Raw genomic sequence first — 13,330 nt, forward strand, 5'->3', positions numbered from 1 at the left:
CTGGCGGCCATAGCGGCAGGGCAATTCCTGTACCCATCCCGAACACAGAAGATAAGCCTGCCCGCGTTCCATACTGTACTGAAGTGCGAGAGCCTTCGGGAACTACGGATCGCTGCTGGCTCACTTACTATTACTTATTACTACTTTTCTGGTTGTTATATGCATGCTGACAGCTTTGTTGTTGATAAGGTTCTATATTCTGTTTTAATGAGACTAATTAAGATTTTCTGTGTTTTCCATGATAACCACATCAAAGGACATTTTAATTAAATTTATATAGGTTTAAACATAAGTCACATTCTACATGTCATAAATTTATTTATCATAAGGGTTACAGCAATAAGCTTGTTAACTCAATATGAGTTAGGGTGAATTAATGAAAAGGATATTACTATTAATTTTAGTTCTGACAGTGTTGGTGAGTGGTTGCACTTCATTAGATGATGGAAGCACGGACAGTACTTCAGAAGTTGTGGAACCCGGTAATCTTGTGACTGTAAACTATGTAGGTGAGCTGGAGAATGGCACTGTTTTTGACACCTCTGTCGAACAGGTCGCACAGGAAGAAGGATTGTATGATCCTGCCCGTAATTATGAGCCAATTGCCTTTGTAGCCGGTTCAGGTCAGATGATACCCGGATTCGATGAAGCTGTCATGGGTATGGCTGTTGGTGAAGAGAAAACGGTGGAGATATCTCCAGAGGAAGCTTACGGTGAACACAGCTTGGAGCTGATTTTTGATATCCCGGTCGAGCAATTCGAGAGCGCTAATATTACTCCTGTGGTCGGTGAGGACGTATCTATTCAGGGCCGTCAATGCGCGATACTTAATGTGTCTGAAGAGAATGTCACGCTTGATTGCAACCACCAGCTAGCGGGTGAGACCCTGATCTTCACAATAGAGATAGTCTCTATTGAAGATATGGAAGGTAATAGTAACAATATTTCCTGAACAGGCAGGTATGTACATGGAGAAGGAAGAAAAAATTGTGGTTATCTTACTGGCAATGGTTTTTCTCTCCCTCTCCATTGCTTATGTATTTTTCTTTTCCGGTGCGAGTCCGGATGCAACAGAGTTTTCGGGTTCTTCTGTTATTGGAGAAAGGGTATTGCTTGAAGGGAGTATAATCTCCAAACGCTTTACTTATACTGGTGACCACCTTTTACTGACAGTTGATTCCGGATCGGAGGATGTGAGTGTCTTCATCCCTTCTGCAAACGGAGCCAAGGATGTAGGCTCAAGGGTTAATGAGGATGACACTGTGAGATTGCTGGGAATTGTAAACGAGTACAATGGTGAGATAGAAGTTGTAGTTCAGGATGAAAAGGATGTCAATATCATTGCTACAACTCGGTAATATGACACAAGCAATTAATCGCTAAAGATTTAAACGAACAGTGCGTCATAAACAAGCATGAAAGCCTGTATTATGTGTGGAGGGGAAGGCACAAGGCTGCGTCCTTTGACATTTGCGCGACCAAAGCCAAGTATTCCTATATTAAATAAATCTTCAGTTGTGCATCTGATTGAGCATCTTTCCAAAGAAGGATTCAACGATATCGTGATAACTCTTGGATATATGGCTGACAAGATTGAAGAAGAACTTGGAGACGGCAGTATTTTCGGGGTGCATATAGACTATGTATATGAAGAACAAAAACTGGGTACTGCAGGCGGAGTAAAGAATGCGGAAAAATACCTCCGGGATGAACCTTTCGTGGTTCTTGGGGGGGACCACGTGCTGAACCTCAATCTGAGGGAGATGTACCGGTTCCATGAAATGACCGATGTTCTTGTGACCATAGGCCTTCTTTCCATCGATGACCCCCGGGAGTTCGGTATTGCGGATATGGATGTGAATAACAGGATACACCGTTTTCTGGAAAAGCCCGGTTCCGGTGAAATTTTCAGTAATCTTGCAAGCACGGGTATCTATGTGTGTGATCCCCGGATATTCGATCTGATACCTGCCAACACCAAATACGATTTTGCAAAGGATCTCTTTCCCGATATGCTCAGGAGGGAAATCAAAATCAATGGCTTACTTGCACGTGGTAAATGGACAGATGTCGGAAATGCTGCAGCTTACCGGCAGGCTCAGCGCTGGATGCTGGAATCACTTCCGGGAACGACCATTGTTGGCCATTTCAGTACAAAAGATGCACGTATTACAGGTCCGATCCAGCTTGGTCACAATGTTTCCGTGGGTTCCAATTCAGCCATTGTCGGTCCAATTGTTATAGGCGAGAACACAGTCATTGGAGATAATGTGTTAATAGGTCCGTATACTACTATCGGTTCAAATTGTGTTATCAACGATGAGACCCGAATACTTTCCTCATATATATTCAATGATGTTACTATTGGCAGTAATTGTAACGTGTCCGGTTCTATAATTGACAATGGGGCTAAAGTCGGTGATAACTGTTGCCTTGAAAATGGGACTGTCATTGGTCCGGACGCTGTTATAGGTAAAAGTACTACAGTGCATTCCAATATACGCATATGGCCCGAAATTGTGGTGAGGGAAAACAAAAGTATTAAAGAGGACATAATTAACGAATCTTATGTCTGAATCTTTGTTTCTCTTTGCACGATTGGTCTGGTTTTTATGAACAAGGTGAAAAAATGGCTTATGATATCCTTGCTCATAAGTTCCGTTTCTGGATTTATTGTTGTATTATTGACGTTTGATGCCGAAACCTTCGATGCGTTGTTGAGTATAAGACCTGAGTTCATTCTTGCCGGAATCTGCCTTCACGGTCTCTCTTATGTTATGTGGGGTATACGGATCAGGGCTCTTTGCAAAACACTTGGGCACAGCATCGGACTTCGGAGGGCAGTTGAGATCGTAGCATCCAGTACCTTTGCAGCGTCTATAACACCTTCTTCCCTTGGAGGTGAACCTGTAAGGATACACCTTTTGCACATTGACAAAATACCTCTTGGAAAAGCCTCAGCGGTCGTTATCGGTGAAAGAGTCCTCGACGGGATATTCATACTTTCTCTTGCTCCATTTTCAATTTACATTTTCAGTAAAATACTGGATGATCCGGCATTTGATGTCCTGTTGGTTCTGGCAGAGCTATTCCTGCTTGGGATCCTTTTTTTATCATTATATGCAATATGGCGCCCGGGACCTACAAAAAAGGTCACTTATTTTATCGTCAGGAAAATCGCTCCTATCCTCGGCACTAAAACGGATGCAAAACTTGAAAAGGTAATGGATAAAGTGGATTCAGAGCTTGAACATTTTCATGATAGTATTGCTTTCTTTGTCAAGGAGGACAGGAAAGGTCTTATGATAGGGATAATGTACACACTATTATTCTGGTTGGTTGAATTTTCCCTATTGTACGTCATTCTGCTGGGTTTGAACCAGTATCCTGACCCACTAGTGATATTCGCTTCCCAGGTGTTGGTCATGCTCTTGCTGGCAATACCTGCAACACCCGGTGCAAGCGGGGTGGCAGAGTTTGGTGCGACAACTATATTCTCTGTATTTGTAAGTTCCTCGCTTCTGGGAATCACCGTTATCGCCTGGAGGGCACTGACATTCTACATGAATCTGGTCGTAGGTAGTTTTGTCAGTTTCAGGATACTGAAAGATACGGATTTCATGAAGAAGTTCCTAAAATAGTTTCTCCGGAACGAGAATCTCGGGGATTGACACTCAGATATTCCAGTATCTGCTCTGCATTTTCAATTTTCTTCAGTAAATCCTCTTCATCAGTAAAAGGTGCTTTACTCCGAATGGTTACTGCTTGCTTTTTTCCAATACCTGGCAATTCCTGTATGAACTGGAGGGGTGCTGTGTTGATGTCCAGGGGGTAAGGTATTCCTGTGATCGAACGTTGTCCATGTCTTGTTACGGTTATGTCTATGAACTTGTCCAAAGGCATGTTTGCAGGTATTCCCACAAGCAACGGGTAGGATCCCATCTGTCGCCCGAAACATATGTTCCTGTCATTGACCTCGCAAAGCACACCCTTTAGTACAGTTCCCGGAGGTATAATTTTTTTAAGCATCGGCAGGTCGATATTTTTCCTGACATTATCCTTGTAATTGAGGAACAGTTTCTTGTTCTTTGCAACAAGTTCATCATGACCGTACATCCGGGTTCCCGGGAAGGTCATGACCTGTCGGATATTTATCCTCCTGAGAAGCATGTCCGAATCAAGCACTTCCTTGAGGAAATCATAATTTAACTCAAATGTCTTCTTTGTCTCTCCTTTCAGGCCATGCACAAAGTTTATTCCGGGGAGAAGTTCCGGAAGTCCGCTTGAGCCTCTTTTTCTTCCAATCTCATTGATAAGGGTGATTGCCTGGAACACCTCTTTAGGCATGGCTTTCAGATCATTGGCTTTTACTACGTCGGGATCGGCACTTTCCATTCCAAGTGCAGCAACATCTCCGGGTGTATGGTACTTTACTATGGTTTTGAGTATCTCCCTGCACTCATCAGGATATGCGGCTATGGTTGCAGGGTTTACATTATCCATGTGCAGTACTTTAAGTTCTGGTGCCACCCGGTGTATACCTTTATATAGTTCTAAAAGCCTTTCCGGTTGCGGCCGGGATGTATCGCCACCAGTGTCCTTTGCATGATAGCTGAGTATATCGGGCTGTCTCCCTATCCTGAAATACCTTCCTCCATTCTCATAGAGAGCTGAGACTTCACAAACAACATCTTTCACGGACCTGTAGTCAGAGGTCCCGTAGAATGGTTCAGTGCAGAATGAACAATGTTCTCTCCGCCCACAGCCTCTGTAAGTCTCGATCTCACACATCACCCGGGGATAATCCGGATGCTTTTTGATGATGAATGCTCCCCTGTTGCCCCAACGACCTATCTCTTCCACTGACCTGTAGCGATGATCGGGGATATATACACTTGTCTCTGTTTCATGCCTTTCCAGAATGTCATATACGAAAGCCTCGATATCCGCCTGTGCCAGCAGGACGCTTTCATCCCGGATACCTAGTACACTTGCAGTCTTTCCTCCTTCTTTGCTGAATCCGAGGCGGATCGGTCCTCCCAGTACCTTTGTTTCTGCAGTTGCGCTGAAGATGTTCTCTATCTCTTCGGGGCTGATGGGTGTTGAACGAAGATATTTTCCGGGCACTGTCATTCCGGAAACAACGATTGTAATCTTCGCTCTCTTTAAAAGCTCGCCTGCAACGGAAGGGGAATCTCGGATCGAATCGATGGTGAAGTAATGTATATTCTCCTCTCTGAATTTTCTTTCCCGAAGTGCTCCGGCAATATACCTGATATAAGGTGAGATGTAGGGGGGGACTCCGAAACATGCCGGCTCGTCCACGTATCCGTCAATGATTATGGCGTGTTGGTTCATCATAGTATGTCTTTTTGATAATCTATATTATTTAATATTCAATTCATGGTATACATTTGTATATATTCACTTTATGCATGCCTTATTCTGAATATGGATCCGGATTACTCAGAGCTATCAGTCTCCATGAATTCTAAATCTGTTTTTGGCTTTTATGAAAGCTTCTTAAGCCTGGTTCCTGTATAATATGTGGTTGTTAGTAAATGTTTCTTATTTGCTCCTTCTTCATTTATTATAACTGTTACCAGCACCTTCCGGAAACTCTGATAGTTCATACAAAGCGGGTGATTTTATGTGGTGTAAGATACAATCATACGCATATGATTTATTGTGCTGTGTATGTAAAATTCTTATTTTGATTAGCTGGCATTTATTGTTAATTCTTATGAATTTTATGATTAACACATGCATGAAGATTGCGTGCACAGAACCGCGCATACTTATTATATACCCTTTTCTATTACTACTTAATAGATTTAGACTATATAATAAGAGGGTCTCAAATGAGAAGTGATAAAACCAAGAAAGGATTTGAACGTGCGCCAAATCGTTCACTTTTGAAAGCAACCGGATTGACTGATTCGGAAATGGAAAAACCGTTCATCGCAGTTGTCAACTCATGGAACGAGCTGATACCCGGGCATATTCATCTTGATAAAATCGCAGAAGCTGTGAAAGCAGGTATACGCAACGCAGGCGGTGTTCCCTTTGAGTTCCACACAATTGGTATCTGTGACGGGATCGCAATGGGGCATGAGGGGATGAAATACTCTCTCCCCAGTCGTGAAGCCATTGAGGACTCGATCGAGCTTGTCCTGCAAGGGCACCAGTTGGATGGAATGGTCATGATCACAGCGTGTGATAAGATCACTCCAGGTCATCTGATGGCATCAGGTAATCTTAACATTCCAACTGTAGTTGTAACCGGTGGTCCTATGGTCCCGGGTTTCGTGGATGACGAGTACCGTGATCTCATCTCTGTCTTTGAAGGAGTTGGTGAATACCAGGCAGAAAAACTTTCTGCGGATAAACTAAAGCTTCTTGAGGACTGCTCATGCTCCGGTGCAGGATCATGTGCAGGTATGTATACTGCCAATACTATGGCCTGCATGACCGAGGCCCTGGGTCTCAGTCTTCCGGGATGTGCCACGGCCCATGCAGTTGATGCCAAGAAAATACGTCTTGCAAAACAGTCCGGTGAGCGCATTGTTTCAATGGTCCATGAGGACATCACTCCTCGTAAGATAGTTACCCTGAAATCATTTGAGAATGCCATTGCGGTAGATATGGCAATAGGCGGCAGTACAAACACGACTCTACATCTGCCCGCAGTTGCACATGCTTTCGGGCTGGAATTATCTCTTGATGTCTTTGACCGGCTTAGCAGAAGCACTCCTCATATCGTATCCCTTAAACCGGGCGGTGTCCATTACATGCTTGATTTTGAAAGGGCAGGTGGTATTCAGGCAATTATGCAACGCCTCAGGGATAGTTTGAACCTTGACCAGCTAAATATCAATGGTAAGACAATATCTGAGAATCTTGAAGAACTGGTGATTGTAAATCCTAAACTTCATGCTGAGGTCATAAGCACAGTTGATGATCCGATCCATAAGCAAGGCGGCATTGCAGTACTCAAGGGCAGCCTTGCACCTGATGGTTCTGTTGTCAAGCAGGCGGCAGTTGACCCTAAGATGCTGAAGCACACCGGACCGGCTCGTGTGTTCAATAGTGAGGAGGATGCAATGAAAGCTATCCTTGACAGGAAGGTAGTTGCGGGAGATGTTGTAGTTATCAGGTACGAAGGTCCTAAAGGTGGTCCTGGCATGCGTGAGATGCTTTCTCCTACCTCGGCAATTGCCGGTATGGGTCTGATAGATTCTGTTGCCCTTGTTACTGACGGCAGGTTCTCAGGTGGTACAAGAGGCCCGTGCATAGGCCATATCTCGCCAGAAGCACAGGAAGGTGGTCCTATAGGCCTTGTGGAGGAAGGGGACATCATCGAGATCGATATCCCTGCCAGAAAACTTGACCTGCAGGTATCTGCTGAAGAGCTTGCAAAACGCCGAGCTTCCTTTATCCCGATAGAAAAGCATGTTACCGGTTACCTTGCAAGGTACAGGAAACACGTGAGTTCTGCAAGCAAGGGTGCTATTATAGAATAAGTGCAAAAGCGGGGTAAAGGTCTGAAATTACCTTTCTTCCTGTTTTTTAACAATTATATTATCTTTATTTTTTATCATATTTGATGCAAAATCATTATGCAAAACTATTTTAAACTTAAGTTTACAAAAGAAACTTATGGAACGGACAGGTCTTTGCTCTATATGTGGCAGGGCATCAAAAATGCATACCTGCATGCTATGCGGCAGGCTGGTTTGTGACCAGTGTTATGATTTTGTGAGGAATGTTTGCATAAGGTGCTCTGTAACACCGACCTTCTCTGAAAAATCTCCCGGACAGCGTAGTTTTTAATTCAGGGGCGTATAAGATAATGATCATCTCCCTCTGCTGTGAGCTTTAGTATACCTGCCGATACAAGTTCTGCTAGTTTCCCGTCTATATCATTCTCTATGAATTGCTTTGATATCAGGCTTTTAATAATACCCTTTTTGACCTTTGCACCATGTGGCATATACATAAGAATATTGCTTGCTAGTTTATCCGATCTGAAACTATCATTCTTGGCTGACGGTACTGTCTTCTCTATTGCAGGCTGCTGTGCAAGTGGGTCTACGTTCAATTCTGAATTCTCAAAAGGCGGAATGGATGCACTTTCATGTTGCTGTTCCGGAAAAGCAGGTGCAATGAAGGGTGGCTGTTTTTCATCCTGCTGGACTGAAGGTATATCATGTATTTTGAACAATGGCTGCTTTTCCTCTGGCTGGGAGTTCTGCTGTTGCATGGCTTCGAAAGGTGGCATCGTTTCCGGCTGTAGATCTGGTATTTTGAAGGTTCCGGTACCTTTGGTTTCTGCCGGTGGTTTTAGTTCAGGCATTGTGAAAGCCTGGTCGTTATTCTCAAAAGGTGCATCTTCCTCTGTTATAAATGGTGGTGCCTGTGCAGCACCTTCCGGTTTATCAAACTCTGGCATTATGAACGGTACGTTTTCATCAGTCTCAAAAGGTGGTTTTGAGTCCGGCAATGATGTCTGTTTTGTATCTTTCATCCCTGCAGGAGGCTCCAGTTCGGGCATAACTACTGTCTGTTCTTGCTGAATTTGCACGGGTGGTCTAAGCTCCGGCATTACCATTGTCTGTTCTTTTAGAATTCCAGCCGGCGGTTTCAGTTCCGGCATCACCCATCCCTTTTCTTCTCCAGTTTCAGCCGACGGCTTAATATCTGGAATTGAAGGTGCTGACTCCTGTTGAGTTTCCATCGGTGGCTTAATTTCAGGTACCAATGGTCTTTCGGGTATAGTTGTTAGATCCTTCTGGCCGGTTCCAGGTGCATGTTCGGTTTCCGGTAAGACTGTTACTTCCTCTGCTGAAGGTTCTATATCGGGGTCGGACCGGGGGTCTGTGGAAGTGTTTTCCCGGACCAAAAATGCATATTTGTCTTCAGGGGTCTGTTTCGGTATGAAGGGTCCATTTTCATCAGGACTTTCTGGCTGCTCGTCCTGGCCTGTGGCTACTGGACCTGGCCGGGTTGCGGGTCTTATATTTTCCTGCATTACTCTGGCCGTCAGCTCACTTTCGATATCTGATAACCTTGTGAAAAGTTCGTCAATATGTCCTTTGAGGGATGCAATGTCCCGTTCCCATGGTATTCTACTATCAATGTCATGTAAGTTGTCAGGCATATCAAGTTCTCTTTCGATAAGTTTCCTGATGAACAGGCTTTTGTTCTCGATAGTGTCCAGTTTACTAAAAAGCTCATCGGACATACTGATTGTCAGGCGTTTCATTGCAATCTCTCATCAAGTGTTGAATATATTGGGAACATACGTATGTATGCATACATCATACATATATACTTAATGCAAATATATTTTAAAAGATTTATCTGTCAGCAGGCCCGCTTGGTGGGATTGTATATATTACAAAGCAGCTTTTGGAAAATAGATGTTATAAAATGTATATCCGGGGTAAGATTACATCGATTTCTTACACTCCGGGCATGCCTTCCCTCTGGTGGTCGGGATGAAAGAATGCTTTGGTGTTATGCATTTACATAAGGGGCATAATTCATTTGTCTTGAATATCTTCTCAACAGCCTGGAGGTCGGCATCATAGATGTGTGTGTCCCATCCGGTGGCGATAAGGGACTCGATCTCGTATGGCAGGCTCTGCTCCCGGAAAACTTTTTTGAACCCTTCCACTATTGCAGGTATGTTGGCGGGGAAACCACCGAAAGCATCCCATGAGCGGTAGAGGATATATATCCTTGTCTGCGTTTCATTTATTAGCTCCACCTTATAGGCTATCCAGCAGGGCTGGTCCTCGAATTTAGGTATGTGGACCTCATTTTCCCACAGTATGCCTACATGTCTCCTTGAGCCGGGGCGCAGATTTGCCACATTCTCACGGAGTGTATTATAGGCAGTCTCTCCATATCTGAATAATTGTTTTGCATAACAGTAATCGAATTTCCTTTTATCGTCCTCGGGGAGTGATATGTACCAGTCGGCGTATTCCTCGGTTAGTTCTTCCTTGTATCTCTCAATAAGGTTCTCTCCGAAAGGGACTGCCGGATTGACCTGGTTGTTGCTGACATCCTTTATCTGGATGGTTGCATGAACTCTTTTTGTCACTGTATTATAATCCGGCTTATGCTCCTCTCCATTCTTGTATATCTCGTATATGAGTTGTGACCATGCTGAAGAAATATTATTTGCTTTTATCAGTACAGCTTCCATGTAGATCATTCCTTTTTTGCCTGGTAGTGCATTACCGTGGTTTGCTGAAATTGCTTTTCAAAAGTTCCCGTTTTTGGAAATGAATGCATTTTTGGTTAATATAATTATGTAGTATCCTTATACGAGGTACTATGATCGATCGGTATCCGGCACTTTTCGCTGGTATCCTGTCTTATCGTCCACATTACAGGGACCAATCTTGTCCACAAGAGCACTTGCAAGCATAATGGCTTTCGTGTAATGCCCTCCTACTCTTGAAGTATCTACGAACACGTGGTCATCCATCAGAATCGGAGCGCCCATGCCGTCCCCGCCTCCGAGAAATACCAATGTTCTGAATATCAGGTTTCCGGATATGCCATCCGGGGCAAGGATGAAATTAGACTCCTTGATGGCATCCTCTATGAGAATTGTATGATGTTTTGCCTCTATTCCCATTTCCCTGATCCTGTTAACGATAAAATCTCCTTCTGCAAGTGTCTGGTCAACACGCTGGTTTCTCCCAAGATCGCCAATCCTTCCTCCTGAGAGAACTCCGACAACGGGCTCTATGCCAAATCTGCGTATGTGCTCAATACCAAGCCGGATGAAGGATATCTTATCGATCAGCTCGTTTCCTTCATCAATACCGACGGGTGCAATGAAGAACGGTTTTCCTTGACTTGTCAGTAAGAGTGCGATGCGATGGAGTTGATCCTGCTTGAGCACTTTCTTAAGATTTGAAAGGGTTCCGGATGCCATGGCAGTCCCCCTGACAGCTGCATCGACATACCGGGATCTTAAAAGCTCACCAAGCACTTTTTCAGGATCATTCGTACCTATGACTTCAAGCTCTGTTCCTACTGACTCGATCTCCTGCTTATCTCCTATCAGGACAACATGAGCATATCCTGCATCCTGGGCATCCTTTGCACTTTTTAATATCTTTGGGGTGGGATCTCTGACCCCAATGGCAACCCTTGCCCTGTTTTGTAATGCCTTTTGTTCTATTATCTCAAGCAGGCCCTTGGTACTTTTTGATCCCATGTATGAATACCTACCATTAGTAATATCAATTAGAACAGACAAAGATGCGCAAACATTAATTACTTTTCCTGAATATCGGACAATGATCACTTATGACTGTGAGTATGGAATGGGCAGAAAAATATCGACCAAAGACACTTGCTGATGTAATAGGTCATAAAAAACCTATTGAACAGCTGCGCGACTGGGCTGAGGGATGGGTCCGCGGAGCTCCAGAGTTCAAAGCAGTGATCCTGCAGGGACCTGCAGGGGTCGGCAAAACATCTTCTGCTCATGCACTTGCTTTGGATTTTGAATGGGAGCTCATCGAGCTCAATGCAAGTGACCAGAGAACCGCCAATGTTATCGAGAAGGTAGCAGGCTCAGCTTCCCAGATGCGTACGTTAACAAGCTTATCTGGAAAAAGGCTTATTGTACTTGATGAAGCAGACAATCTGCACGGAAACAGTGACCGTGGCGGTTCACGTGCAATAATTAATGTTATCAAGGAAACCAGCCAGCCCATTGTGCTGATAGCCAACGATCTCTATGGCATATCTCCATCATTAAGGGCGCTCTGCCTGGAGATCAAGTTCAGCTCCATACAGACGCGTTCCATAATACCGGCTCTCAAGGAAATTGCCAGAAAAGAAGATGTCATGTGTGGTATCGGGGTAATTGAAAAGATCGCAGAGAATGCAGGCGGGGATTTCAGAAGTGCTGTCAATGACCTGCAGGCAGTCGCAGTGGGGCGCACGGAAATCAATATAGAGGATATCTCGACCGCTGAACGCGATAATAAGGAATCTGTCTTCAAAGTGGTCGGGAAGATATTCAAGGGCAGGAATGTCAGGTCTGCCCTTGAGGCCACCTACAGTCTTGATGAAACTCCCGAAGACCTGATCCACTGGATAGATGAGAACCTTCCTTATCAGTATACTGGCAAGGGCGAGGAAAAAATAACCACTGATATTGTTGATGCCTATGCATATATTTCAAGGGCCGACCGATTCCTCGGGCGTGTCCGAAGGAGGCAGAACTACAGGATGTGGAGATATGCCGGGCTGCTTATGACTGGCGGTACTGTGGTCTCAAAGTCAAAGATCAGGGGTGGATTTGTAAAATACCAGTCACCTTCTCTGTGGCGAAGGATGGGTCAGATCCGCTCCAAAAGGAATATGAGGGATAACATTGCTGCCAAGGTAGGTGCTCATTGCAATGAATCCATGAAATACTCCCGTATGGAGCTGACTTCGATTTATTCCACTTTGCTTGATGATGGGGAGTATGCTGTTGGTGTGGTTGCAACACTTGGCCTTAACATTGATGAACTTGTGCAGATGAAAGGGGGCAAGAAACTGACAAAGAAAATCCAGGAAACCTATGATGCTGCCCAACAATTGCGTCCGGAAGCTCCTTCGGGCATTGATTTTTTGAGCAAGTTTCAGGAAAAAGCTCCGCAAAAAAGACCTGATCAGTTAAGCCTGGATTCTATCCCTGCTCTTGATACACAAGCCGGGGATAAGACAATGGTTTCCGGGAAAGTTACTTCCGATAAGAAACCTGGTCAAAGGAAACCCCAAAAGACTTTATTCGATTTCTAAACTGAGCTTCAGATGTCTATATCTTCATGCATACATCGCTATAATACACTTGAGTCGTTAATGGTCCAGTCCCGGTCACAACCTTCCGGTATTACTTTTTTTGATACTGCATGTGCAATTTATACTTAGCACATTTATATTCTCACATGGTTTAAGCAGCATGTATGCATAGTATGATGGGCATAATGTGTCTACTTTTAATTTATATGGGATTCAAAAAATAGTTCATACATGTATGAGATATGAGTTGTAACTCGGAATGAGTCGTATTATGTTCCTGACTGCTATAAGAAAATTTCTGTTATGAATTTTGTAGTGGAGTATGAGCGGGTTGGGGAGTGGGGGTTATTGTCAAAAAAAGGATAACCCGCTCATCTAATTTAGAAATGGCATGTATAGTATATATCTTTTTTGCCACTCATAATGATGATAATGATGTATCTAGTGCATAAGTGCCTACACTGATATTGTTTACTAGTAAATAATCTTATTTATTCCTGTTCAA

Annotated in this window: 10 protein-coding genes and 1 rRNA gene; 7 read left to right on the forward strand and 4 right to left on the reverse strand. The window is 43.9% G+C overall.

Annotation, left to right across the window (positions count from 1 at the left end):
• The 5 genes from rrf (at position 1) to CUN85_RS10455 (ending at position 3,641) form a co-directional block, all read left to right on the forward strand.
• A 5S ribosomal RNA gene (rrf, locus tag CUN85_RS10435) occupies positions 1-121 on the forward strand.
• A gap of 255 nt (positions 122-376) precedes the next feature.
• Positions 377-952 (forward strand): FKBP-type peptidyl-prolyl cis-trans isomerase, encoded by a 576-nt coding sequence (locus CUN85_RS10440; protein ID WP_135390263.1) that lies wholly within the window; start codon positions 377-379, stop codon positions 950-952.
• Between the two features lie 16 nt (positions 953-968).
• Positions 969-1,358 (forward strand): nucleotide-binding protein, encoded by a 390-nt coding sequence (locus CUN85_RS10445; protein ID WP_235856295.1) that lies wholly within the window; start codon positions 969-971, stop codon positions 1,356-1,358.
• Positions 1,359-1,415: 57 nt separating this feature from the next.
• On the forward strand, positions 1,416-2,576 hold the full coding sequence (locus CUN85_RS10450) for a nucleotidyltransferase family protein (protein ID WP_135390265.1): 1,161 nt from the start codon (positions 1,416-1,418) through the stop codon (positions 2,574-2,576).
• 36 nt (positions 2,577-2,612) lie between these two features.
• A complete protein-coding gene (locus tag CUN85_RS10455; RefSeq protein ID WP_135390266.1) occupies positions 2,613-3,641 on the forward strand; it encodes a lysylphosphatidylglycerol synthase transmembrane domain-containing protein in 1,029 nt (342 codons plus the stop codon).
• On the opposite strand, the gene CUN85_RS10460 is transcribed toward CUN85_RS10455, so the two are convergent.
• Positions 3,619-5,361: a radical SAM protein gene (locus CUN85_RS10460; RefSeq protein WP_135390267.1), complete on the reverse strand. Its 1,743-nt coding sequence runs from the start codon at positions 5,359-5,361 to the stop codon at positions 3,619-3,621. The genes CUN85_RS10455 and CUN85_RS10460 overlap by 23 nt on opposite strands.
• Before the next feature lie 500 nt (positions 5,362-5,861).
• Between CUN85_RS10460 and ilvD the strand changes: the two genes are divergently transcribed.
• Positions 5,862-7,523: a dihydroxy-acid dehydratase gene (gene ilvD / locus CUN85_RS10465; RefSeq protein WP_135390268.1), complete on the forward strand. Its 1,662-nt coding sequence runs from the start codon at positions 5,862-5,864 to the stop codon at positions 7,521-7,523.
• Between the two features lie 311 nt (positions 7,524-7,834).
• Here the strand turns inward: ilvD and CUN85_RS10475 are convergent, their stop codons facing one another.
• The 3 genes from CUN85_RS10475 to mtxX all read right to left on the reverse strand — a co-directional run bounded on the left by CUN85_RS10475 (position 7,835) and on the right by mtxX (position 11,242).
• A complete protein-coding gene (locus CUN85_RS10475) occupies positions 7,835-9,265 on the reverse strand; it encodes a hypothetical protein (RefSeq protein WP_135390270.1) in 1,431 nt (476 codons plus the stop codon).
• Positions 9,266-9,451: 186 nt separating this feature from the next.
• Complete coding sequence (locus CUN85_RS10480; protein WP_235856296.1) at positions 9,452-10,216, reverse strand: thymidylate synthase; 765 nt, start codon at positions 10,214-10,216, stop codon at positions 9,452-9,454.
• Between the two features lie 129 nt (positions 10,217-10,345).
• Entirely contained in the window at positions 10,346-11,242 is an 897-nt protein-coding gene (gene mtxX, locus CUN85_RS10485; RefSeq protein ID WP_135390272.1) for a methanogenesis marker protein Mmp4/MtxX, read from the reverse strand.
• Positions 11,243-11,334: 92 nt separating this feature from the next.
• Here mtxX and CUN85_RS10490 point away from each other — a divergent pair, with 92 nt between their 5' ends.
• Complete coding sequence (locus tag CUN85_RS10490) at positions 11,335-12,825, forward strand: replication factor C large subunit (protein WP_135390273.1); 1,491 nt, start codon at positions 11,335-11,337, stop codon at positions 12,823-12,825.
• Positions 12,826-13,330: the final 505 nt, after the last annotated feature.

This window comes from Methanolobus halotolerans, assembly GCF_004745425.1.
Lineage (GTDB): Archaea > Halobacteriota > Methanosarcinia > Methanosarcinales > Methanosarcinaceae > Methanolobus > Methanolobus halotolerans.